The 25,051-nt window shown below is 66.5% G+C and carries 15 protein-coding genes; 5 read left to right on the forward strand and 10 right to left on the reverse strand.

Annotated features, from left to right (window positions below; translation table 11 throughout):
• Positions 1-144: 144 nt before the first annotated feature.
• Positions 145-7,245 (reverse strand): autotransporter-associated beta strand repeat-containing protein, encoded by a 7,101-nt coding sequence (locus DIE17_RS12275; RefSeq protein ID WP_124920892.1) that lies wholly within the window; start codon positions 7,243-7,245, stop codon positions 145-147.
• An 855-nt stretch (positions 7,246-8,100) separates the two neighbouring features.
• Positions 8,101-9,135 carry a rod shape-determining protein gene (locus DIE17_RS12280; RefSeq protein WP_044847899.1) on the reverse strand — a complete coding sequence of 345 codons (1,035 nt, stop codon included), beginning with the start codon at positions 9,133-9,135 and terminating at the stop codon, positions 8,101-8,103.
• 270 nt (positions 9,136-9,405) lie between these two features.
• Here DIE17_RS12280 and DIE17_RS12285 point away from each other — a divergent pair, with 270 nt between their 5' ends.
• Positions 9,406-11,823: a patatin-like phospholipase family protein gene (locus tag DIE17_RS12285; protein WP_124523239.1), complete on the forward strand. Its 2,418-nt coding sequence runs from the start codon at positions 9,406-9,408 to the stop codon at positions 11,821-11,823.
• Between the two features lie 70 nt (positions 11,824-11,893).
• Here the strand turns inward: DIE17_RS12285 and DIE17_RS12290 are convergent, their stop codons facing one another.
• A complete protein-coding gene (locus tag DIE17_RS12290) occupies positions 11,894-13,024 on the reverse strand; it encodes an ATP-binding protein (protein WP_044846904.1) in 1,131 nt (376 codons plus the stop codon).
• Between the two features lie 64 nt (positions 13,025-13,088).
• Complete coding sequence (locus DIE17_RS12295; RefSeq protein ID WP_124485306.1) at positions 13,089-13,799, reverse strand: response regulator; 711 nt, start codon at positions 13,797-13,799, stop codon at positions 13,089-13,091.
• Between the two features lie 220 nt (positions 13,800-14,019).
• Here DIE17_RS12295 and DIE17_RS12300 point away from each other — a divergent pair, with 220 nt between their 5' ends.
• Positions 14,020-14,934: a glutaminase gene (locus DIE17_RS12300; RefSeq protein ID WP_124523240.1), complete on the forward strand. Its 915-nt coding sequence runs from the start codon at positions 14,020-14,022 to the stop codon at positions 14,932-14,934.
• A 228-nt stretch (positions 14,935-15,162) separates the two neighbouring features.
• Here the strand turns inward: DIE17_RS12300 and DIE17_RS12305 are convergent, their stop codons facing one another.
• A complete protein-coding gene (locus DIE17_RS12305) occupies positions 15,163-15,954 on the reverse strand; it encodes an SDR family NAD(P)-dependent oxidoreductase (RefSeq protein ID WP_124485305.1) in 792 nt (263 codons plus the stop codon).
• 75 nt (positions 15,955-16,029) lie between these two features.
• The gene (locus DIE17_RS12310; RefSeq protein ID WP_124485304.1) at positions 16,030-16,794 is read right to left on the reverse strand and encodes an SDR family oxidoreductase; all 765 of its coding nucleotides are present in this window, start codon (positions 16,792-16,794) and stop codon (positions 16,030-16,032) included.
• A 138-nt stretch (positions 16,795-16,932) separates the two neighbouring features.
• On the opposite strand from DIE17_RS12310, the gene DIE17_RS12315 reads away from it, so the two are divergent.
• Positions 16,933-17,877: a LysR family transcriptional regulator gene (locus tag DIE17_RS12315; RefSeq protein WP_124523242.1), complete on the forward strand. Its 945-nt coding sequence runs from the start codon at positions 16,933-16,935 to the stop codon at positions 17,875-17,877.
• A gap of 383 nt (positions 17,878-18,260) precedes the next feature.
• Here the strand turns inward: DIE17_RS12315 and DIE17_RS12320 are convergent, their stop codons facing one another.
• The gene (locus DIE17_RS12320; RefSeq protein WP_124523243.1) at positions 18,261-19,142 is read right to left on the reverse strand and encodes an AraC family transcriptional regulator; all 882 of its coding nucleotides are present in this window, start codon (positions 19,140-19,142) and stop codon (positions 18,261-18,263) included.
• A gap of 152 nt (positions 19,143-19,294) precedes the next feature.
• Here DIE17_RS12320 and DIE17_RS12325 point away from each other — a divergent pair, with 152 nt between their 5' ends.
• Both DIE17_RS12325 and DIE17_RS12330 read left to right on the forward strand, forming a co-directional pair.
• Positions 19,295-20,272: an oxidoreductase gene (locus tag DIE17_RS12325; protein WP_124523244.1), complete on the forward strand. Its 978-nt coding sequence runs from the start codon at positions 19,295-19,297 to the stop codon at positions 20,270-20,272.
• A 107-nt stretch (positions 20,273-20,379) separates the two neighbouring features.
• The gene (locus DIE17_RS12330; RefSeq protein WP_260439227.1) at positions 20,380-21,351 is read left to right on the forward strand and encodes an aldo/keto reductase; all 972 of its coding nucleotides are present in this window, start codon (positions 20,380-20,382) and stop codon (positions 21,349-21,351) included.
• A gap of 322 nt (positions 21,352-21,673) precedes the next feature.
• On the opposite strand, the gene DIE17_RS12335 is transcribed toward DIE17_RS12330, so the two are convergent.
• From DIE17_RS12335 to DIE17_RS12350, 3 genes are all read right to left on the reverse strand, one after another.
• Positions 21,674-22,234 carry a hypothetical protein gene (locus tag DIE17_RS12335; protein WP_124523245.1) on the reverse strand — a complete coding sequence of 187 codons (561 nt, stop codon included), beginning with the start codon at positions 22,232-22,234 and terminating at the stop codon, positions 21,674-21,676.
• Positions 22,235-22,706: 472 nt separating this feature from the next.
• Complete coding sequence (locus DIE17_RS12340; protein WP_124523247.1) at positions 22,707-23,090, reverse strand: ATP-dependent protease; 384 nt, start codon at positions 23,088-23,090, stop codon at positions 22,707-22,709.
• 599 nt (positions 23,091-23,689) lie between these two features.
• Complete coding sequence (locus DIE17_RS12350) at positions 23,690-25,009, reverse strand: MFS transporter (protein WP_124523250.1); 1,320 nt, start codon at positions 25,007-25,009, stop codon at positions 23,690-23,692.
• Positions 25,010-25,051 lie beyond the last annotated feature (42 nt).

The raw sequence follows: 25,051 nt of genomic DNA on the forward strand, positions 1-25,051 counted from the left end.
GTCGAGGCGCAACGCGCGGCGCGCGTCGCGTGTTTCGCACAGGATAGGCCAGAACGGGGGACGCGCGCAGCGCCGAAAAAGACGCGACCCCGATGCGGGCATCGCCGTCGCATCGGGATCGCGCCCAGGCACCTCAGGCGCCGGTCAGAACTTCCACAGGATGTTGCCGAGCACCGCGTTGTCTCGCACGCCACTGCCGTACTGGCCGCTGAACGTGAGACCGAGCGTCAGGCGCTTCGTGATGGTCGCATCGATGCCCGCTTCGAGCACCGCGCTGTCGCGAGCGATCGGCACGCCCGACACCTGGAACGACGTGCCGCCGTTCGCGAACGTGAACGTCGACGACGGCCGCACGTTGCCGAACGCATGCCGCCAGCCGACCGTCCCGCGCGCGGTGAACGTGCCGCTCGCGAGCGTGCCGAGCTGCGACGCCGCGCGCACGCCGAGCGTCGAGAAACCGACGTGGGTCGTCTGGCCGCCGGCCTGCAGCGCGGCCGCGCCGCCGGTTTCCGTATAGCCGTCGGTATGCAGGTTCACGTAGGCAAGACCCGCGAACGGTTCGAGCGCGACCGGCCCGACCGGCAGCGCATAGCCGACTTCGCCGAACACCTGCTCGGAATGCGCGTTGTAGCCGACCGAATCGTGATCGGAGAAGCCCCCGAAGCCCGGCTTGCGGTCGCTGTTGATGCGGTACCACGTGTACGACGCGCCGCCGCGCACGCCGAGCGCACCGTACTGCGCGCCCCCGTACAGCGACAGGTAGTAGCTGTTGACCGACGCCGACGCGCTCTGGTCGTTGTCGAGCGAGCTGTGCGTGACGCCCGCGGCGAGACCGGCACGCCACTGGTCGTTGAGCGCCATGTCGGCACCGGCGATGAAGCCCGTCATGCTGCGGTTGATCGTCGACGCGTTGCCGTCGCCCGCGAGCCGGCTGCGGCCGCCGAACGCCTGCCCCCAGACCACGGGCTGATACGGCGTGCCGCCGTAGCAACCTGCGCGCGAACCGATCCGGCGTTCCGGCGGCAGCGTCGGATCGGTCGCGCCGGCCGTGTTGTCGCCGCACAGCGCGGCACCACCCGACGACAGCGCGGCGAGCGGCCCCGCTCCGGGCGCGAGGCCCTGGCGCACGCGATCGGTCACGGCTTCGCGCACGTAGCGGCTGTCGAGCAGCAGCATGCTCTTCAGGCTCGCCTGCAGTTCCCCGTCGAGCATCCCGTAGGCCCGCCGCGCGGTGGCCGCATCGGTCGTCAGCACCGTGTCGTACAGCGGGTTGCCCGCGCCGAGCCCACCGATCGCGGTCGCGACCGCGCGCTGGTTCGGCGTCGCCGCGACATCGGGCAGCGCCGTGCCGTTCGCGACGAGCTGCAGGTACACGTGGTCCGGATCGTAGCTGAGCGTCGGCATCAGGAACGCGTAGTTCGAATTCACCTGGCTGAACGTGCCCTGCACGCCCGACGATGCGCTGAGGATCGTGTACTTCGTGGTCGGCTGGTAGCTGGCCTGGTTCGCGAGCACCTGCACGGTGCCGCCGTTCAGCGTGGCCGTGCCGCCCGCCGCGATGCTGCCGGCCTGCTGCGGCGTCACCGCGACCTGCAGCGTCGAGCCCGGCTGGAACGTGACGTTGCCGGCCACGTTCAGCGCCGCGCCCGGCTGCGACGCGGCCGCGAACGCGCCGCTCTGCACGACGAAGCCGCCAACCGTGCCGGTGCCCGTCAGCGTCGCGCCGTTCTGCACGGTCACGGTCGACTGGCCGAGCGAACCGTCGACCGCGAGCGTACCCGCCGCGACGGTGGTCGGGCCGCTCAGCGTATTGGTACCGGTCAGCGTCAATTGCCCGCTGCCGGCCTGGGTCAGCGAACCGGTGCCGGACAGCACGCTCGCGAGCGTCACGTTCGCGGACTGGTTGAAGATCAGCGCGCCGTTGTCGACGACATTGCCGACCACGCTGCCCGACGTGCCGCCGTTGCCGAGCTGCAGCGTGCCGCCCGATGCGATCGTCGTGCCGCCCGTATAGGTGTTGCTGCCGGTCAGCGTCTGAATGCCGGTGCCCGCGACCGTCAGGCCGCCGGTGCCGCCGATCGTCCCGCCGAACGTGCTGGCGCCGCTGCCGCTCAGCGCCAGCGCATTCGCGCCGAGGTTCACGGTGCTGCCCGCCGCGCCCGACAGCGCGCCGATCGTCTGCGCACCCGCTGCGCCGCTCACGTCGAACGTCGCACCCGCGCCGGCGAGGTTCACCGCGCCCGTCGACGCGAGACTGCCGCCCGCGCCGAGCGCGAGCGTGCTGCCGCCGTTGATCGTCGTGCCGCCGGTATAGGTGTTCGCGCCCGTCAGCGTCTGCGTGCCGCTGCCCGCGAGCGTCACGCCGCCGCTGCCGCCGATCGTCCCGCCGAACGTGCTGGCGCCGCTACCGCTCAGCGCGAGGGCGTTCGCGCCGAGGTTTACGGTGCTGCCCGCCGCGCCCGACAGCGCGCCGATCGTCTGCGCGCCCGTTGCGCCGCTGAGATCGAACGTCGCGCCCGCGCCGGCCAGATTCACCGCGCCGCTTGCCGCGAGGCTGCCGCCCGAACCGAGCGCGAGCGTGCTGCCGCCGTTGATCGTCGTGCCGCCGGTATACGTATTCGCGCCCGTCAGTGTCTGCGTGCCGGTGCCCGCGAGCGTCACGCTGCCGCTGCCGCCGATCGCGCCGCCGAACGTGCCGTTGCCGCTGCCGTTCAGCGTCAGCGCATTCGCGCCGAGGCTGACGTTCGTGCCGGCCGCGCCGGTCAGCGTGCCGAGCGTCTGCGCGCCTGCGGCGCCGCTCAGGTCGAACGTCGCGCCCGTGCCGGCCAGGTTCACCGTGCTGCCCGCGGCGAGGCTGCCGCCCGCGCCGAGCGCGAGCGTGCTGCCCCCGTTGATCGTCGTGCCGCCGGTGTACGTGTTCGCCCCCGTCAGCGTCTGCGTGCCGACGCCCGCGACCGTCACGCCGCCGCTGCCGCCGATCGTCCCGCCGAATGTGCCGGCGGTGCTGCCGTTCAGTGTCAGCGCGTTGCCGCCGAGGTTCACGCTCGTACCCGCCGTGCCGGTCAGCGTGCCGATCGTCTGCGCGCCCGTTGCGCCGCTCAGGTCGAACGTCGCGCCCGTGCCGGCCAGGTTCACCGCGCCGCTCGACGCAAGGCTGCCGCCCGCGCCCAGCGCCAGCGTGCCGGCGTTGATCGTCGTGCCGCCGGTGTACGTGTTCGCGCCCGTCAGCGTCTGCGTACCGGTGCCGGCCAGCGTCAGGCTGCCGGTGCCGCCGATCGCGCCGCCCAAGGTATTGCTGCCGTTGCCGCTCAGCGTCAGCGCAGTCGCGCCGAGATTCACGTTCGTGCCGGCCGCGCCGGTCAGCGCGCCGATCGTCTGCGCACCGGACGCGCCGCCCAGGTCGAATGTCGCGCCCGCGCCGGCCAGATTCACCGTGCCGCTCGCCGCGAGGCTACCGCCCGCGCCCAGCGCCAGCGTGCTGCCGCCGTTGATCGTCGTGCCGCCTGTATACGTGTTCGCGCCGGACAGCGTCTGCGTGCCGGTACCTGCGAGCGTCAGCCCGCCGGTGCCGCCGATCACGCCGCTGAACGTGCCGCTGGCCGTCCCGCCCAGTGTCAGCGCATTGCCGCCGAGGCTGACGTTCGTGCCGGCCACGCCCGACAGCGCACCGAGCGTCTGCGCACCCGACGCATTGCTCAGGTCGAGCGTCGCGCCCGCGTTCGCGAGGTTCATCGTGCCGGTTGATGCGAGGCTGCCGCCTGCGCCGATCGCGAGCGTGCCCGCGTTGATCGTCGTGCCGCCGGTGTAAGTGTTCGCGCCCGTCAGCGTGGTCGTCGCCGCGCCGTTCTTCACGAGCGTGCCCGTACCGGTAATCGCGCCGCCCAATCCGAGCGCGTTGCTGCCGCCGAGCGTGAGCGTCGCGCCCGCGCCGAGACCGATTGCATTCGCCACCGTCAGGTTCGTGTTCGTATCGAGCGTCGCCGAACCGCCGACATTCAACGCGCCGGTGCCGAGCGCCGCGGCGTTGCCGAGCACTAGTCCGCCACTATTGAGGTTCGTGCCGCCCGAATAAGTGCTCGCGCCGTTCAGCGTCTGCGTGCCGGTGCCGGCCAGCGTCAGGCTGCCGGTGCCGCCGATCGCGCCGCTGTACGTGCCGCTCGCGGTTCCGCCGAGCGTCAGCGCGTTCGCGCCGAGATTCACGTTCGTGCCGGCCGCGCCCGACAGCGCGCCGAGCGTTTGCGCACCCGACGCATTGCTGAGGTCGAGCGTCGCCCCCGCGTTCGCGAGATTCATCGCGCCGGTCGCCGCCAGGCTGCCGCCCGCGCCGATCGCCAGCGTGCCCGCGTTGATCGTCGTGCCGCCCGTGTAGGTGTTCGCGCCCGTCAGCGTCACCGTCGCCGCCCCGTTCTTCACGAGCGTGCCCGTACCGGTAATCGCACCGCCCAATCCAAGCGCGTTGCTGCCGCCAAGCGTGAGCGCCGCACCCGCGCCGAGATCGATCGCGTTGGCAACCGACAGGTTCGTGTTCGTATCGAGCGTCGCCGAACCGCCGACGGTCAGCGTGCCGGTGCCCAGCGCCGCGGCGTTGCCGAGCACCAGTCCGCCACTGTTGAGGTTCGTGCCGCCCGAATAGGTGCTCGCGCCGTTCAGCGTCTGCGTGCCTGTGCCAGCCAGCGTCAGGCTGCCGGTGCCGCCGATCGCGCCGCTGTACGTGCCGCTCGCGGTTCCGCCCAGCGTCAGCGCGTTCGCGCCGAGATTCACGTTCGTGCCGGCCACGCCCGACAGCGCGCCGAGCGTTTGCGCGGCCGACGCGTTGCTCAGGTCGAGCGTCGCGCCCGCGTTCGCGAGATTCATCGTGCCGGTGGCCGCCAGGCTGCCGCCCGCGCCGATCGCCAGCGTGCCGGCATTGATCGTCGTGCCGCCCGTGTAGGTGTTCGCGCCCGTCAGCGTCACCGTCGCCGCCCCGTTCTTCACGAGCGCGCCGGCGCCGGAAATCACGCCGCCCAGCGCGAGCGCATTGCTGCCGCCGAGCGTGAGTGCCGTGGCCGTGCCGAGATCGATCGCGTTGGCGACCGACAGGCTCGTATTCGCATCGAGCGTCGCCGCACCGCCGACGGTCAGCGTGCCGGCGCCCAGCGCCGCGGCGTTGCCGAGCACGAGGGCGCCGGCGTTCAGCGTCGTGCCGCCCGTGTAATTGTTCGCGCCGCTCAGCGTCAGCGCCGCCGCGCCGTTCTTCACGAGCCCGCCGCCGCCGGAGATCGTCCCGCCGAGCCCGAGATCGGTGCTGCCGCCCAGCGTCAGCGTCGTGCCGGTGGCGACGTTGATGCCGTTCGCGAGCGACACGTTGGTGGTCGCATCGAGCGTCGACGAGCCGTTGACGTTCACCGCGCCGGAGCCCAGCGCCGTGTTGCTGCCGACGACGAGGTTGCCGCCGTTCAGGTTCGTGCCGCCGGAGTAGACGTTCGTGCCGGTCAGCGATTGCGTCCCGGGGCCGGACAGCGTCACGCTGCCCGAGCCGCCGATCGTGCCCGCGTAGGTCGCGTTGATGGTGCCGTTGAGCGTCAGCGAATTGCCGCCGAGGTCCACGTTCGTGCCGGCCGCTCCCGCCAGCGCTCCGATCGTCTGCGCGCCCGACGCGCCGCTCAGGTCGAACGTCGCGCCCGCGCCGGTCAGGTTCACCGTGCCGGTCGCCGCGAGGCTGCCGGCGCCGCTCAGTGCGAGCGTGCCGCTGTTGATCGTCGTGTCGCCCGTGTAGGTGTTCACGGCCGTCAGCGTGGCCGTCGCGGAGCCGTTCTTCACGAGGCCGCCGTTTCCGCTGATCGTGCCGGACAGCCCGAGGCTGTTGCTGCCGCCGAGCGTCAGCGTCGCGCTGTTGTTGAGATTGATCGCATTGTCGAGCGTGACATTCGCGCTCGTGTCGAGCAACGCCGACGCATTGACGTTCACCGCGCCGGTGCCGAGCGCCCCGTTGTTGCCGACCACGAGGTTGCCGCCGTTCAGGTTCGTGCCGCCCGTATAGGTATTGGCACCCGACAGCGCCAGCGTGCCGCCGTCGTTCTTCGTCAGCGCACCGCTGCCCGACACCGTGCCCGACAGCGTGAGCCCGGTCGCGCCCTGCACCGTCAGCCCGGTGCCGAGCGTTACGTTGTTCGACACGTTGAGCCCCGCCGTGCCCGCCTGCAGCGCGCCGCCGTTGGCCGTGATCGTGCCGGTGCCGAGCGACGCGTTGTCGTTGATGATCGCGACGCCGCCGCTCGACAGCGTCGCGTCCTGCACGGTCGCCGCGCCGTTGATCGTCCAGTTGCCGCTCGCGACGTCGAGGTGATTGAAGTTGACGTAGTTGTTGATCGCGATCGTGCCGTTCGCGGAGGTGCCCTGCTGCAGGTTCAGCGTGTTGTTGCCGCCCGCGCCGCCGTCGACGATCCCCGTCGCCGCCACGTTGAGCGTGTTCGGGCCGACCGTGATGTTGAACGCGCCGCCGGTGCCGCCCGCCGCGTTGACCGACGAGCCCGTCACCGCGTCGAACGTGTTGGTGCTGTTCGCGCCCATCGACACGCTGCCGTTGATCGTGCCCGAGTTGGTGAACGTGTTGCCGCCCCCGGGCGTGCCGTTCGTGGCGAGCGACACGCGGCCGTTGATCGTGCCGCTGTTCGTCATGTTGACCGTGCCGCCGCCGTATGCGGCGACCACGGGCGCATCCGCGCCGGACAGCGTCGCGCCGACCAGCGGGTTCGAACCGATCGTGCCGGTGTTGTTGATCGTCGACGTGCCGCCGGTGCCGTTCTGGACCGACAGTGCCATGCCGGTCACGCCGCTGATCGCGACCCCGGTCGAGCCGAGCATCGTGCCGTTGTTGGTGACGGTGGTATTGCTCGCCGACGCATTGCCGAGCACCGCGCCGCTCGACAGCACGCCGAGCCCCGAGCCGAGCGCGGACGGGTCGATCGTGCCGTTGTTGGTCAGCGTGTTGTTGTTGCCGGTCAGCGACATCGCGGTGCCGCCGACGCCCAGCAGCACGCCGACGCTCGCGCCCGGATTGACGGTGACGTTCAGGTTGTTGGCGCTGTTTGCATAGCTCGGCGCCAGCGGATTCGCGACGCCCGAGCAGGTGACAGTGGTGCCTGCCGTGCTGCAGGTCGCGTACGCGGGAACGATGCCTGCGCCGGACAAGGCCAGGAAGACGCCCGTCGGCAACAGGAATTTCGGAAACGGCTCTCCGCTCTTCTTCGAATGCGCAATGTTCATGCTTCCCCTCGTGCTCGGCATGGCCGGTGAATCGAGCCGGCGGCGGCGGAAAATCCGGGACGCAAGCGTGCCCTCCGGCGGTCGCGGAACGACGTCGGTCTATTCGTGGATGAACTGCGGGTTAATCGATTCTCGTTTGCGAGTGCAAACTCAACCGGACGACATGATCGTGGCCCCTTGTTCTTATGCAGCGACTTTCTGGTTGATTTGATTACCGCCCTGCTTTTTGTCAGACAAGGCTATATCAAATAAACAGGGTTTTCCAGTCGATGTTTGGTTATCGGAGCGAGGTCGATGGAATACGTATTTTTTACTCGTGCGATTGCGTGAAACGACTGTATTAAAAGGATCTTTCGGTCATTCCGTCATGCCAGGCAAAGTTACCTGCACCACGAGATCAGTAAAAACACCGATAATTCATACTAATCGCCGGCCGGTTTTTCGCGACTCAATTTAAATAATGACGGCGGCAGTTGGCGCAAATAATCCGAACCCATTTTATTTAAAGAATTGAGAGCATGGATTCTCAACACACTTGCAGAGTGCCTTCGAATTCGGCGCACATGATCCCGCCGCCTTGAAATGAAAAATGAAAGCCGGAAGGTTAATCGCCCCCCGGCCACGCGGCCCCGCTTGAAACGCGGGTTCAAAGGTGTCGGACTTCAGGACAAGCGTGCCGCCGGCTTGCACGGCACGCGGCCCGGCATGCTGCCACGGCCGGCTCGCGCATGGCCAGGCACTGCGGTCGACACGGCGTGTCGAGCCTGTCCGGAGCAGCCGGACGATGTTCGGCATGCCGGAGCTTCGGGGTTCGAAGAATGTTCAACGAAGGTCGACGCGCCTGCCCGGCCGGCGTCAATCCACCGGACACATCGCGAGCCGCCCCATCGCCTCCCCGGCGCCGCGCACCGCGCAGGTGGCCGGCTCGTCGGCGATCCGCGCGCTCAGCCCGGTCTCGTCGCGCAGCAGGCGTTCGAGATCCGCGAGCAGCGCGCCGCCGCCCGTCAGCACCACGCCGCGATGCGCGATGTCGGTCACGAGTTCGGCCGGCGCGTTTTCCAGCACCGACTTCACCGCGCCGATCACCTGCTTGAGCGGCGCGGCCAGCGCGTCCGCCACATCGTGGTTGGACAGCTCGATCGAACGCGGCAGGCCGTCCTTGACGCTGCGCCCGATCGCGCGCGTCGACGCGCGCGGCACGGCGCTGGTGGCCGAGCCGATCGTCTCCTTCACGCGCTCGGCGGTCTGCTCGCCGAGCAGCACACCGTACAGGTTGCGCACGTGATTGACGATCGCCGCGTCGAACTGGTTGCCGCCGACCCGGATCGCCTCGCGATAGACGACACCGCCGAGCGCGATCACCGCGACTTCGGTCGTCCCGGCGCCGATGTCGACGACCATCGAGCCGACCGGCTCGGTCACCGGCAGGCCCGCGCCGAGCGCGGCGGCGAGCGCTTCCTCGATCAGTTCGACGTCCGATACACCGGCCGCGAACGCCGCCTCGCGCATCGCGCGACGCTCGACCGCCGTCGCATCCGACGGCACGCACAGCGTGACCTCGACGCGGCGGCTGAAGCGCGAGCGCGTGCGCGACATGTCGATGAAGCGCCGAAACATCTGCTCGGCGGCGTGCGCATCGGCGATCACGCCGTGCCGCATGGGCCGCACGGCCTCGAGATGCCCCGGCTCGCGGCCGAGCAGCGCCTTCGCGAGTTCGCCGACCGCCTCGAGCGTCGGTCGCGCATCGGACGCGCCGCCCTTGCGAAAGCACACGACCGACGGCTGATCCAGCACCACGCCGCGCTCGTGCGTATAAATCCGCGTACTCGCCGTTCCAGGGTCGATCGCAACGGGTTGCGCAAACAACTTTCCGAACAGCGGTGTCGACATGGTTACCCTTTTCTTGAACAAACGGCCGAAGCGGCCAGGCCGCATCCCCGCGGCGCGCCTTCGCCGCCCCATTGAAGTCTTAGCGGCAAATCGTGCCGATACTTTAAGCAATTCCAATGATTATTTCGCGACGAAATTGCCGAAACCGCGTTTCGGCAGGCCTGCGGCTACGCATCGGCCGCTCGCGCTGCGCTTGTAAAACACGGTAATCTCTCGGTCTTGCCTGCTCCCGGCAGGCGCCCGACGCCCGATCACGCCAGGTATTCCACCATGACAGCGACCGCCTCTCTCCGCTGGCTCGGGGTGCGCCGGCTCGGCGCCACGCTCGTTGCGCTGTGGTGCTGCACCGTTGCCGCGCAGCCCTTGCCGGCCGCCGACACCGCCGCGCGCACCGCGCCGGCGGCCACTGCCGCCGCACCGGCCGCCCCTGCCACGACGGCCGCCCCCGCCGCCACGCCCGCATCGACCTGCAACGCCGACGGCGGCCCGGCCGGCCGGCCGCCGGTCGGCCTCGTGCTGTCCGGCGGCGGCGCGCGCGGTTACGCGCACCTGGGCGTGCTGAAGGTGCTCGAAGAAAACCGCATCCCGATCGACTGCATCGCCGGCACGAGCATGGGCGCCGTGGTCGGCGGGCTGTATGCGAGCGGGATGGCCGCCGACGAGATGCAGAAGCAGCTGTCGGAGGTGAACCTGGCCGACATCGCGTTCGACGTGACCGACCGCGCCGACCTGCCGCAAACCAGCCGCGAGGACGAGCGCCTGTACATCAACAGCCTGACGCTGGGCTTCGGCAAGAAAGGCGTGAAGGCGCCGGTCGGCCTCGTGCAGGGCAACCGGCTGCAGGCGCTGCTCGCGAACTGGACCGCCGCCGTGCCGACCAACCAGCCGTTCGACCAGTTGCCGATCCCGTATCGCGCGGTCGCGACCGACCTGCAGACCGGCCAGATGGTCGTGCTGGACCGCGGCTCGCTGCCGCTCGCGATCCGCGCGAGCATGGCGATGCCCGGCCTGTTCGCGCCGGCCGAGATCAACGGCCGCGCGCTCGTCGACGGCGGGCTCGTCAGCAACCTGCCGGTCGACACCGCGCGGCAGATGGGTGCGAAGGTCGTGATCGCCGTCGACATCGGCTCGCAGCTGCGCCCGCTCGACGCGCTCGCGTCGCCGGCGGACGTGATGCAGCAGATGGTCGGCATCCTGATCCGCCAGAACGTGACGACGCAGCGCAAGCAGCTCGCCGCGCAGGACGTGCTGCTCACGCCCGACCTCGGCGCGCTCGCGTTCACCGATTTCCAGAACGCGAAGCAGGCGATCGCCGCCGGCGCGGCCGCCGCGACCGCGGCGCTGCCGCGGCTCAGGCACCTCGCGCTTACGCCGGAACAGTACGCGGCCTACCGGTCCGCGCATGCGCAGCCGCTGCCGCCGCCGATCCGCATCACGCGGGTCGAGATCAAGACGACCGGCGGCGTGCCCAAGCGTGTCGTCGCCGACGCGCTGCACGTGAAACCGGGCGACACCTACGATCCGGCGACCGTCAGCCAGGACCTGCTCGGACTGACGACCGGCGGCAATTTCGAGAGCGTGACGCAGCAGATCGTGAGCCACGGCGACGAGAACGTGCTCGAGATCGATGCGCGGGAGAAATACTGGGGGCCGAATTTCCTGCTGTTCGGCGTCGGGATGTCGAGCAGCTCGACCGACGAAGGCGGCTTCCGCCTGCACGTCGGCTACCGGCGGCCGTGGCTCACCGAATCGGGCCTCGAGTTCCGCGCGGACACGACGATCGGCAGCGACCTGCAGTCGGCGCGCGTCGAATTGCGCCAGCCGTTGCCGGCCGCATACGGCTTGTACATTTCGCCCTATGCGGAATACCAGCGTCGCTACGTGAACCTGTACGACAACAGCGGCCAGGTGAAGCTGAACCAGTACTTGATGCAGACGGCGCGCACCGGGCTCGACTTCGGCCTGCCGATCGCGCGGCTCGGCGACTTCCGGATGGGTATCGGCTATGCGACCGGGCACGGCTCGCCGAACTACAACCTGCCGTTCCCGTTCGACGACGGCAGCTCGACGCTGATCTGGCCGAGCTTCACGTCGCAGGCGCTGACCGCGCGTGCGCGGCTCGTCATCGATCAGCTCGACGATCCGATGTTCCCGCGCCGCGGCTACTACGGCGAATTCCGTGTCGAACGGTCGCTGTGGTCGCACAACAGCCAGTCCGCGGAGGACCTCGCCGATACATCCAACACGCCTTACACCGAGCTCTACGCCAAGGCGATGATCGCGCAGCAGTTCGGCCGGCACAGCGTCAGTGCAACGATCGAGGGCGGCAAGAGCATCGGCGGCACCAACCTGATCAACGCGTTCAACTTCACGCTCGGCGGGTTCCAGCATCTGGCCGCGTATGCGGCCGACCAGCTGACGGGCAACGAACTCGCGTACGGCAACGTGACCTACATGAACCAGCTGATGACGTTCAACGCGTCCCCGATCAAGGCGCTGTCGGTCGGCGCCAGCGCGGAACTCGGCAACGTGTGGTCGAGCGGCGTGAAGGTCGGCGGCGGCACGCTCAAGCAGAGCTATACGTTCTTCACGAGCCTGTCGACCTCATTCGGTCCGCTGTACATGGGTATCGCGCTCGCGCCGGGCGGCCGGCGCAACATCTACCTGCAGCTCGGCCGCACATACTGATGGCGGCGCGTGCGGATGGCGGCGGGCATCCGCCGCGTCAGCGCCCGCGCCTTGCGCGGCCGGACGCCGGCTAGATCGGCCAGCTGATCTCGAAGCGCGCGCCGCCGAGTTCGGCCGGATCGACGACCGCGATCCGGCCGTTGTGCGCGTGGAGCACCTGCCGCGTGATCGCGAGGCCGAGCCCGTAGCCGCCGGTGCGGCGGTCGAGCCGCACGAACGCGTCGAAGATCCGCTCGCGTTCGCTCTCCGGCACGCCCGGCCCGTCGTCCTCGACATAGATCGCGATGTTGCCGTGTTCGATCGCGATCCCGACGACGATCCGCGACGCCGCATATTTGCTCGCATTGCGCAGCAGGTTGCGCATCGCGTACGACATCAGCCGCCGGTCCATCTTCACGCGCAGGTCCGACGCGATCGCGATGCGCGACTCGATCGCGCGCTCCGGATACAGCAGCTGCGCGTCGCTGACCTGGTGCTCGAACCACGCGACCGGCGCGGTCAGCTCGAGGTTCGACTGCAGCGAGCTGTATTCGAGCCGCGCGTACGTGAGGCTCATGTCGATCAGTTCCTCGAGTTCCGTCACGTCCTGCGCGATGCTCTCCAGCGCACCGTGGTATTCGGCGGCCGAGCCCGGCTCGCGCAGCATCTCGAGCGCGAAGCGCACGCGCGCGAGCGGCGTGCGCAGCTCGTGCGAGATCCCGTTCGTCAGGTCGCGCTGCGCGGCGATCAGCCGCTCCATGCGCATCGCGAGCGCATTCAGCGTGCGCGCGAGCGGGCCGATGATCACGCTGTGCGACTCGCGTGCGCGCGTGTTGAAGCGCCCGCCGGTGAAATCGATCGCGCGCTCGCGCACCATCACGAGATCCGACCAGACCGGCCGCATCCACCGATACGCGGCGAGTGCGGGCGCGGTGAACACGAACGCGAGCACGATCCAGATATCGCCCGGCAGCGCGTCGAACGCATGCCACACGACTTCCGGCGACAACACCACGCACAGCGCGAGCGCCGGCACCAGCGCGGTCAGCAGCACGAGGCCGAGCAGGTGCAGGTAGGTGCGCACGTACAGGCGCGACCAGCTCGGAATGCGGTCGGCGCGCGTGTCGGTCCACGCGCGGCGGAAATGCAGCCAGCGCCATTTGACATAGCGCAGCGCGGAAAGCGGCGCTGCGTCGGGGTGCGAACGGGTGCGTCGGATCATCGCGGCTTCCGGCTATCGTGCGATGCGGGGACGCGGCGGCCGACGGCGTCGCGCCAGGGTGGCGTCATTCCCACGCATGCTTGCTGAACTGGTAACCCTTGCTGCGGATCGTCTTGATCCGCTGCGGGTTGCCTGCATCGTCGTGCAGCTTGCGGCGCAGCTTCGAGATGCGCCCGTCGATCGTGCGGTCGAGGCCGTCGAATTCGACCCCGCGCAGCTGCAGCATCAGGTCGTCGCGGCTGACGACCTCCCCCGCACGGCACACCAGCACCCACAGCAGGTCGAACTCGGCCGACGTGAGGTCGGGCGAGCCGCCGCCGGGCAGCACGACCGAGCGGTCGGTGCGGTCGATCGAGAACTGGCCGAACGTGTAGCGCTCCGGCTGCGACGCGGCGCCCTCGGCCGCGCGCGCGGGCACGCGGCGCAGCTGCGCCTTGATCCGCGCGAGCAGGATGCGCGGCTCGACCGGCTTGTGCACGTAGTCGTCGGCGCCGAATTCGAGGCCGAGCAGTTCGTCGAACGGCTCGTCGCGCGCCGTCACCATGATGATCACGCCGTCGTATTGCTTGCGTGCCTCGCGGCAGATCTCGAACCCGTCCTTGCCCGGCAGGTTCACGTCGAGAATGACGAGATCCGGGCGCGTGGACAGGATCGCCGGCACGGCGGCGTCACCATGCAGCACAGTGTCGACTTCATAGTCGTTCTTGCGCAGGTAGCCGGCGATCAGCGTGGACAGGCGGGTGTCGTCTTCGACGAGCAGGATGCGAAAGGGCATGGGCAACGGTCGGATCGTACGGGGAGACCGCGGCGGCGGCAGGCTTGCGCCGGCTGCCGGCCATCGGTCGAAACGTACCGCATGATACTGCGCCCACCGCTCGCCTGTTTGCCCGACCGATAAATAAGGGCGCGATTGCTGCCGCGCTTGACGAACCGGCGCCGAAACGGTTCCATACGGGCTCTTTGGAAACCGGGCCGCCCGCCCTGCCTCGCACGCGATGAACTATCAGCCGATCCTCGAACGCATCCATACCGAACTCGCCCCCTGGATCGGCCAGGGACGCGTCGCCGACTACATTCCCGAGCTCGCGAAGGTGCCCGCCGACAAGTTCGGGATGGCCGTCGTGACGCTGGACGGAAACGTTTACACGGTCGGCGACGCGCGGGAGCGCTTCTCGATCCAGAGCATCTCGAAGCTGTTCGCGTGCACGCTCGCGTTCCAGTTGCTGGGCGACGCGCTGTGGGAACGGGTCGGCCGCGAGCCGTCGGGCACCGCGTTCAATTCGCTCGTTCAGCTCGAAAGCGAGCGCGGCAAGCCGCGCAACCCGTTCATCAACGCCGGCGCGCTGGTCGTCACCGACGTGCTGTGCCGCCGCTTCGTCAGGGCCGAGACGGCGCTCGTCGAGTTCGTGCGGCGGCTGATCGGCGCGACCGACCTCGACTACGATTCGCGCGTCGCGCTGTCGGAACTGCAGCACGCGGAACGCAACCGCGCGATGGCGCATTTCATGGCGAGCTTCGGCAACATGCAGATGCCGCCCGATACGGTGGTCGACGCGTATTGTCGCCAGTGCGCGATCACGATGAACTGCGTCGAGCTGGCGCAGGCCGCGCTGTTTCTTGCGAACGGGGGCGTCGCGCCCGTTACCGGCGAGCGGGTCGTCGACGCGAGTTCGGCGAAGCGGCTGTCGGCGCTGATGCTGACCTGCGGCACCTATGACGCGGCGGGCGACTTCGTATATCGCGTCGGCTTGCCTGCCAAGAGCGGTGTCGGCGGCGGGATCGTCGCGGTGCTGCCGGGGGAGATGGCCGTGTGCGTGTGGGCGCCGGGGCTCGATGCGAACGGGAACTCGCTGGCGGGGACGTTGGCGCTGGAGTGGTTGACGACTTATACGGAAAGGTCGATTTTTTGACGCACAGAATTCACGCGCAACGCATTCTTCGCAATGTGACGATCGATTCGGCACACACCGGCACGTTGAATCGGGAATTCGTTCTCGGGCAGCAATCGACCCGGAGGACACGCTCGCAACGCCCGAAACCGGACATCGCACCCGTCATGAATCGAGCGCGACAACCGATCGCATCGGAACATTGAGCGAGCAAGATTCGGATAGGCCGGCGCAAATCCGGCCACGCAGCTAGAAGGCGCTCTTTATCACGCCCCCGTCGGCTCGCAACGCAGCGCCGGTCGTCGCCGACGAAAGCGGGCTGGCGATATACGCCACGAGGGACGCCACTTCCTGCGGCGAACCGAATCGCTTGATGAGCGATGTGGGACGGACCTTCTCGAAGAATTCCTTTTCGAACGCTTCAAACGATTTGCCGTCGGCCTTCGCGAGCGTCTCGACGAATTCGCCCACGCCGCGCGATTTCGTCGGCCCCGGCAGGATGCTGTTGACCGTGATACCCGTGCCGGCAACGGCTTCGGCCAGCCCGCGCGCAACCGCGATCTGCGCGGTCTTCGTCACCCCGTAGTGGATCATTTCGGCCGGAATCTGCACCCCGCTTTCGCTCGAAATGAAAATGATGCGCCCCCAGTCGGCCTGCTTCATTGCCGGCAGAAACAGCCGGGCGAGGCGTACGCCACTCAGGACGTTGACCTCGAAGAAACGCTTCCAGTCCGCGTCAGGAATCTCTTCGAATGGCTTGGGCTCGAAGATGCCGAGGTTATTGATCAGGATTTCCACACCCGGATAGCGTTGCGCCAGTTCGTCGGCCGCTTCGGCCGTACTCAGGTCGCCCGCAAATCCAGCCACATCGCCGCCGGTATCCGCTTTCAGTTGCGCGACTACGTCATCGACAGATGACCGGGAGCGTCCGTTCACGATCACACGAGCGCCTTCCTGGGCCAGCGTGCTGGCGATAGCGAGGCCAATGCCGGCTGTGCTGCCGCTCACCAGTGCGAGTTTGCCTGTCAGATTCAGGTTCATGAGTGATTCCTTTTTCCGTGGACAAAGTAGACGTGACGACATCGAGTCTCGAACGACTGGATGTCGCCAACAGGTTTACGTACGCGTAATCGATGCGCCGCCATCGACCAGCGAGGCAGTGCCGGTGACAAAGGACGAATCGTCGGATGCGAGATAAAGCACTGAACGCGCCAGTTCTTCCGGCTTTGCCACGCGCTTGAGCGCATGCAGTCCGGTCACGAACGCCTGCGATTCTTGAGTGTCGTTCATGCCGCGATACATCTCCGTGTCCACGGCACCCGGCAACACCGCGTTGACCCGCACGCCTTGCGCGCCGTACTCCGCGGCGAGTGCCTGCGTCAAGCCGATCAGCCCGGCCTTGCTCGCCGCGTAGGCCGCCGTGCCGGGAAACGCGAACGAGTAACCGACGAAGGTCGACGTGAAGATGATCGATCCGCCGCCTTGCTTCAGCATTTCGGGAATCTGGTGCTTCGCGCCCAGGAAGGCACTGGTCAGATTGGTCGCCAGCGCGGCGTTCCAGCCTGCTTCGGAAATACCGGTGGTCGGGCCCATCTCGCCGAGCGTACCTGCGTTGTTATAGGCGATGTCCAGACGGCCGAAGCGGCTCACTGCAAGCGCGACCAGCGCTTTCGCGAAGTCCTCCGACTGTACGTCGCCGGCCAGATACGCGGCTTCGCCGCCTTCGCTGGCGATCTCCGCCGCGAGCGCTTCGAGTTCCGCGGCGCGCCGCGCCGCAATGACCACCTTGGCGCCTTCCTTCGCGAACAGCTTTGCAGTGGCGCGGCCAATACCTGCGCTGGCACCCGTCACGATGGCGACTTTTCCTGTCAAACGTTGCATTTCCAATCTCCTGATCCGCTGCGTCGGCCAGCGCCCGATGCGTTGGCCCGTGAGAGCAATATAGGCTTCAGTCTTGATTGCAGAAAGGCATAAAAAATGGTCCTATCATTAAGTTTTTGTGAATGATCGAGGATTGGTATGGATCGCCTTCGCGCCTTCGAGGTTTTCGTGACGGTGGTGAGCCGTGGCGGCTTCGCGCGCGCGGCGGAAGCGCTCGGCACGTCGCCGGCCAACGTCACGCGGTACGTGCATGAACTGGAAGCGCACCTCGGCACGCGCCTCCTGAATCGCACGTCACGCACGCTGTCCCTGACGGAGGGCGGCGAGACACTCTACGCCCGCTGCAAGTCCATCCTCGACGAGGTTGCGGAGACGGAGGGGCTTGTGTCATCCGCGTCGGTCGAACCACGTGGACGACTGCGCATCAATGCGCCCGTGAGCTTCGGCATTCTGTATCTGGCGCCGCTATGGCCCGGCTTCATGCAGAAATATCCGCGAATCGAACTCGACATCGGGCTGATCGACCGCGTCGTCGATATCGTCGACGAGGGCTACGATCTCGCCATTCGCATCTCGCGCGCCGGCTCGACCAACCACGCGGCACGCAAGCTGGCGACATCGCAAAACATCTTGTGTGCGTCGCCGGCCTATCTGGCCCGCTTCGGACATCCGACCGCGCTGACGGACCTGGTCGAGCATCGCTGCATCGGGTACACATATGCGGCCACTGGCGACGAATGGGAACTGATCGATGGTAACGGCAAGACCCATCCTGTGAGGGTCGACTGCCATATGCATACCAATAACGGCGATACGGCGCGCTCGGCAGCGCTCGCCGGGCAAGGGCTGATCTGGCAACCCACGTTCCTGATCAACGACGATCTGCGTGCAGGCAAACTCGTTCACGTGTTGCCTGAGTATCGTCTACCCGAGATCGACATACTTGCTGTCTACCCGAGCCGCCGACACTTGAGCGCCAGAGTGCGCGTCATGATCGATTTCCTGGTCGATGCGTTCGGTGGCGTGCCGCCGTGGGACCGGGATGACGGAAATCGGGCAGGCGCCACGCCGGCGATGCGTTGAAGGCGCATCCCGAACATGCGTCCGCCATGTTCGGGCATTCAGGCTGCGGGAGCGCGATCGTTCCGTGCTCTGGCGCGCGGACATCGGATGACGGCCCCGGCCAGCCTTTGACCACGGTCGGCGACTGTCTGGAAATTTCAGCATCTCCGGACATGGAATGCGCGCGAAAGCCCGTCACCTCGGCGCAGGCGACATTCGAATGTCGATGCGATAGAACCCGCCGACATCCACGACTGGCCGAACCCGGTCCGACGGCGAAGATCGCGCCGCATTGTTGGAGTCCGCGGACCGTCATTCCATACGTTGCAAATTTGATTATTGACGGGTGTCCGTTGCGGGCCGCACGCCCCGTGGGGGAAAGTCGAACGAGAGAAACGGCATCGCTAGTCTGCAACGCAATGGGCGCGCTCTCCTGCCCCGTGGAAACGGGCCATGTCACGCGCGGGAGACACTCCGAATTGGCGTGCATATTCACGGCTGAATTGACTCGGGCTTTCATAGCCCACGCTAAAGCCGACGCCTGCGACATCTCCTTGTTGCGCTAAAAGCCGGGCGCGAGCGGTCTGGAGGCGGATTTGCTTTTGATATTGAAGCGGGCTCATGGCGGTTGCCGCCTTGAAATGGCGGTGGAAAGATACTGGGCTCATCCCTGCCAACGCGGCCAGGCGTTCGACCCGCACCGACTCCGAAAAATTGGTGCGCAGCCATGTGATGGCACGACTCACCTGCGAGAGGCGGCTGTCCGCCATGGCAATCTGGCGGACCATGGGGCCACACGGGCTTTGCAGAATCCGCCAGAACACCTCGCGCCGGATCATGGGCGCAAGGACTGCAATGTCCTCCGGCCGGTCGAGCAACCTGACCAATCTCCACATCGCATCAAGCAAATCGGGCCCAGCGTGGTTGACCTCCACGCCGGCGGCGCCGCCCTGTGGCGCCATTGGCTCGGCGATCAAGCTCGCGAGCATGCCCAAGTCCAGGTCCAGCGTGACGGCGGAGTATGGCGCCTGGGTGACCTGCCCTGTCGCTGGCAGGTCCACGGACACGGCTACGTAGTCGCCCGGCACGATGTCGAATAGCCGGCCTCCGAGCACCGTCCGCTTTGCCCCTCCGAGGATTAGGGCCAAAACCGGCCGGTGGACCACGTAGGTGACCACCGAAAGATCCGTCTCGACATAAAGCGTCAGCCCGCCAACGGCGGTTTCAGTCGGGCCTTCCCCGCCATGGCGCTCGACCAGCGCGCGAAGTTCGTACAAGTGGTCCAAGCCTGCCTCCAAACACCTCAGGGCATTGCACCCGCTCCGGAAACACCAATTGACAGGATTGTGCAAGAGATTGGCGGCATTGCGCTACCGCCGCGAACGGTCGCTGCGATTCAATGGAGCGTCCCAAACGCAGAATTGAACGAGGAAACCGTATGACGCACACGCCTCAAAAACCAATCGGTTCAGGCTTCGGCCCCGCCTCGACCGCCGACGAGGTGATCCGTGGCATCAATCTTACGGGCAAGACCGTCGTGGTAACCGGCGGCGCTTCAGGTATCGGAATCGAGACCGTCCGTGCATTTCGTTCCGCAGGCGCCAGGGTCATCGTGCCGGCCCGCGATACAGCCCAGGCCGAAGCAGCCCTCGCGACCATGCCTGACGTCATCGTGGAAGCGATGGACTTGCTGGAGCCTGCAGCGATAGACAGATTCGCCAGTCGCGTACTGTCGCTGACGGACACGCTGGACATTCTTGTCAACAACGCTGGAGTCATGGCCGCACCGCTGACACGCGATGCGCGCGGCTACGAAATGCAGTTCGCGGCCAACCACCTCGGCCATTTCCAACTCACCTGCCGGCTATGGCCCGCACTCGTGCGCGCGGAGGGGGCTCGCGTCGTAGCGCTCAGCTCCTACGGACATCGCCGCGCCGGCATCGATTTTCGCGACCCTCATTTCGAGCGTCGTGAGTACGACCGATGGATAGCCTACGGCCAGGCCAAAACCGCGAACGCCTTGTTCGCCGTCGCGCTGGATTCAATCGGCCGGCACTGGAACGTGCGCGCATTCGCCGTCCATCCCGGTGGCATTGCCACCCCGCTAGCGCGCCACATGCTGCCCTCCGAGATCGAAGCGAGCCGGATCTTCGATGCCGAGGGCAAGCCGGTCATTGATCCGGAAAACAACAAGAAGACGCCCGAACAGGGGGCGGCCACCTCCGTGTGGTGCGCGACGAGCCCTCAACTAGCCGGCATGGGCGGCGTCTACTGCGCCGATTGCGACATCGCCATCGCGCTTCCCAGCGACGGGAGCCCTGAAATGCACGGCGTCAGGCCCCGTGCCATCGACCCCGTCTCCGCCGGCCGTTTGTGGCAGCTCAGCGAACAACTGACGGGCGTGACGCTGGATTGAGCAAATTCGATGCGACTCGGGACAACCAGTCGCGCCTTATCACCAACCACTATGGCAACGTAGCCAGGAGAAAAAACATGCGAACGGTATCACTCGGGAGCCAAGGCATGGCGGTCAGCGCGCAAGGCCTTGGGTGCATGGGAATGAGCACTACCTACGGGCCCAGCGACGAGCAGGAAAGCCTTGCAACCCTCATGCGCGCCCTCGACCTCGGTGTGACGTTCTTTGATACGGCGGAGGTCTACGGCCCATTCATGAACGAGGAGCTTCTCGGCAAGGCCTTCATAGGCAAGCGCGACAAGGTCATCCTGTCGACCAAGGCAGGATTTCGCTACACCGAGCACGGCAAGCTCGCCATGGAAGGTGAGAAGCCCTTGGTCACGGGCGATCCGTCGCATATCCGAAAGTCGGTCGAAGGATCGCTGCGACGCCTGAGGACCGACGTCATCGACCTCGTCTACCTGCATCGCATCGATCCGGCAACGCCGATCGAAGTGACGATCGGCGCGCTAGCCGACCTCGTGCACGAAGGCAAGATCCGCTACCTCGGCCTTTCCGAGGCATCGGCAAAGACGATCCGGAAAGCCCACGCGGTTCATCCGCTCACGGCCGTCCAAATGGAATATTCGCTGTTCGAGCGTGGCGTCGAGCACAACGATGTGCTGGCGACCGTCCGAGAGCTGGGAATCGGTTTTGTCTCCTACTCGCCGCTCGGCCGAGGCTTCTTGACCGGTGCGCTGAAGCATCTGGATAACCTGCATCCGACCGACTTCCGCCGGTTCGATCCGCGCTTCCTGGGAGAGAACCTCCAGTCCAATCTACTGTTGGTCGACCGCATCACCGAGATCGCTGAAGCAAAGGGCGTCATGCCGTCTCAGCTCGCCCTTGCATGGGTGACGAGTACCGGAACGGTGCCCATTCCGGGAACGCGACGCATCAGGTATCTCGAAGAGAACGTCGCCGCCGTCGATATCACGCTGACCCAGGACGAGATGAACGCCCTGGATGCGGCCGCTCCGTTCGGCGCTGCAGCTGGCGAGCGCTATTCGTCCGGAATGATGGCCACACTCGGTCATTAGGACAGCAACTCGCAGGAGGCGCCGCGAGCGTTTGCGCAGGCGGTGATCGACGTTGACAGGTTTTGATCCGGCAGACTCCGGCCTTGAAGGCGCGCGCCTCAGCCAGACTGTGGTCAACACGACGTAAGTAACCAGGGGCCGCGCCACGACGTATACGAGCTGTGGCCTGTCGGACATCTTGCGATTTCGCGCAAGTTTGAAAGATGCATAACTCTTGTTCTCGGGAGCGGGTTTGCTTCGTAACTCCCCGCCGTGCACCACGACTCCCGCCCATCCTATTCGCCCAAAGCGGTGCGGTACGCGATCCGGCTTCCAACGAGGGCTACGATTCTGTTCGTCCAGGTAGAGCAGCCACGGAGACCTGACTGCCGGCGAGCATCCTGTTGGCTCGGCGCACGAACACCCAGTGCCAAATCCAGAGGAGAACCGCAACTCCGCCGGCGACGGTGCCAATGGTATTGGGTATCAGCGAAAGAACCTGGGCAAGACACCACCCGATGCCGCTGATCCGGCCGAACGAGCGCAAACCCGACAGAGCCGGATTGATACGAGACTCCGCTTCCAGGGACTTCGCGACGTTGGAAATAATGAAGAAGTCCTCGATGAAGTTGTATGGCAAGAGGAACATGAGCCAGACGCTGTTGGGTTCGGCCGCACGCGATCCTCGGTTGACCGATTTCAGGGTGGTCCTGAGGTCGCTCGCGTAGGCATAGACCAGCGCCAGGAAAACCGCGATGACGACGATGCCACCGATCGGCCCAAGCATCTCCATTTCGCCGAGAACGCCTCCGCCTTCAGCGGGATAGATAAGGGGATAGGCGAGCCCAAAGGCAATGGGGATGCTCAGAATGGCTTTGAGAATGGTCCGCGCAGTCGTGCTCATGTATATCGGCTGGAGTAGGTGCGTTGTCGCAGGCAGCATAGCGAACGATCATCCTCGCCGTGCGATTATTTCCTGATATATACCGCCTTTTCTCGCGACTCCAGCCGAGCGGTGTTCTCGATTGATTCGACCCGTTCGATGGCAGGAATGCAGCCCGCCGAGAGGTGCGCCTCCTGTGCGACGGTCAGCACACGCTGGAGAGCTTCCGTTCCTAGAGGTGCTTGCGAACGTCACCGTCAAGCGCTTGCTTGACGACTCGTGTTCCGCAGTTCGTCCCGGGCCAATGCGCGTTAGCCTCGATCTCCCGATCGAATATCCGCCGTCCGCTGAGCACAACGGTCACTCGTTCCGAACATCCGATCGCTTGTCCTCCCTCCGCGGATCGATTGCAGCGACCGAAAGCCGGGCGCACCACGTGACTGACCTGGCTCCAGCACCCAGCCCGACCTGCGCCCCCAACGGCAAGCAATGGTCAGAGATCTCCGCGCACTTCACCGGTTCCCAGCGCGCTGCGCTGCCGGTTGACTTCCGCCCAAAGCTCATCGCTGTCGTCATTGCGCAGCACGACCATCCAGTCCAGTTGATCGTCGGTCACGCCGAAGTATTCCAGGATTTCCCGGCGAACCGCATCGACGAACTGCGCATATTCCGGGGTTGCCTGCGCCTGCGCGTGCAGGGCGTCGTATGCGGCATCGTCCGCGCCGCCGCCGTGCTCGTCGATATAGCGCGAGATCCACTGGTCCAGTTCGCGGTCGTAATCGGCCTCGGCGCGCATCGCTTGCACAGCCGTGTAGAAATCCAATTGCGCAAACGCGGCGATTGCCGCCGTTGTCGCCTCGTCGAAGGTAGTCGTCATTCCATCTCTCATGTCGGTCATGGCACATCATCGCACGGGCCGCACCCGGGCAGATGCCGCGATTCCGGACGGTGCAACACACCGCCTCGCGCCACCGGTCGACCGGAGCAAAGGCACCGTGAGCGGGGGCACGTCTTCCAGTGCGCCACTCATCGGGGCCGCCCGGCAACAGGACACTCATTTTGCCGCATTGCGAGCACAGTGAAGAAAGCAACCGGGCGCGGCAAATCGCGGAACAAGTTTCGTGCGTATCGCCGCAGGCGTCACACCGGTACTCAAGCGCCAATGCGGGTGCCGGTCGTGCATGACTCGTAATGGCCGAATCGAACGCCGTTGGATACCTCCCCGGCGGTCCGTTGCCGGTTGAATCCGCTCCCCTTGCCGAAAAGCCCACTCGTCGGTCAGTCGAATAGCCTTCGGCCCATGATCTGCGCGCCGGACACACGAGCCTGTCAACCACAGACCCGCCGCTCCTGCGGCAAAGCGGAGTGGCCTGCGCTGCTGCGCAAGCTGGACCGCATCGCCCCTCTTGTCGCCGCTGAAAAAGCGCAAGCCCGGCGCGAAGCCGGGGTGACGGAAACGCGCCGCTGTAATCGCCCTCAGGCCGACGATGCCGCCGACGCATTGCCGCCCGCGCGGCGACGGTACAGCCCGAGCGTCGCGCAAAAGCCGCAGAGCGCAGCGAAGCTCAGCCAGTAGCCGGGTGCGGCCTTGTCATGCAAGACCTGAATCAGATACGTCGATACGGCCGGCGTAAAGCCGCCGAACAGCGCCGTCGCGAGACTGAACGCCAGCGAGAAGCCCGCGACGCGCACTTCGACCGGCATCACTTCGGTGAGCGCGGCGACCATCGCGCCGTTATACATGCCGAAGAAGAACGAGAACCACAGCAGCACGATCAGCATGCGCGCGAAGCTCGGTGCATCGGCGAGCCAGGACAGCGCCGGATAAGCCGTGAAGATCGTCAGCGCGGAAATGGCGAGTAACAGCGGTTTGCGGCCAATGCGGTCGGAAATCGTGCCGCCGATCGGCAGCCAGACGAAATTCGACGCAGCCACGAGCAGCGTCACCATCAGGCTGTCGGAGGTGGACAGCTTCAGCACCGACTTCCCGAAGGTCGGCGTATACACGGTGATGAGATAGAAGGTGGTGGTAGTCATCGCCGTCAGCAGCATGCCGCCGATGACGGTGCGCCAATTGCCGAGCAGCATCGCAAAAATCTCGCGCGCCTGCGGATGATGCCGCCGCGCTTCGAACGCCGCGGTCTCCTGCAGCGAGCGGCGCAGCACGAACAGGAACGGCACGATCGCGCAACCGATGAAGAACGGCACGCGCCACCCCCATGCAGCGATCTGCTGCGCGGACAGCCACTGGTTCAATCCGTAACCGATGGCCGCCGCCACGACGATGGCGACCTGCTGGCTCGCCGACTGCCAACTCGTGTAAAAACCCTTGTTGCCGGGCGTCGCCATTTCCGCGAGATAGACCGACACGCCGCCCAGTTCCGCGCCCGCCGAGAAGCCCTGCAACAGACGCCCGAGCAGCACGAGCGCTGGCGCGACCAGGCCGATGGTCGCGTACCCCGGCACGCAGGCAATCAGAACGGTGCCGCTCGCCATGATCGACAGCGTAACGATCAGCCCGGTGCGCCGCCCGACCTTGTCGATATACGCGCCGAGAAAGATCGCGCCGAGCGGACGCATCAGGAAGCCCGCGCCGAACACAGCGAAGGTGAGCATCAGAGACGCGAACTCGCTGGTGGACGGGAAAAAGATCTTCGCGATCGAGGTCGCGTAGAAGCCGAACAGAAAGAAATCGAACTGTTCGATGAAATTGCCGCTGGTCACGCGCAACACGGCGGCGGCCCTCGTCATGGGCGAAATGCCGGGCGTGGCAGCGATCGATTCTGTGCGGTTCATTGCGTCTCCTGCTTCTTGTCTATGATGATGGGCGCCCACGCG

Source organism: Burkholderia sp. Bp9099 (assembly GCF_003857805.1).
Taxonomy (GTDB): Bacteria; Pseudomonadota; Gammaproteobacteria; order Burkholderiales; family Burkholderiaceae; genus Burkholderia.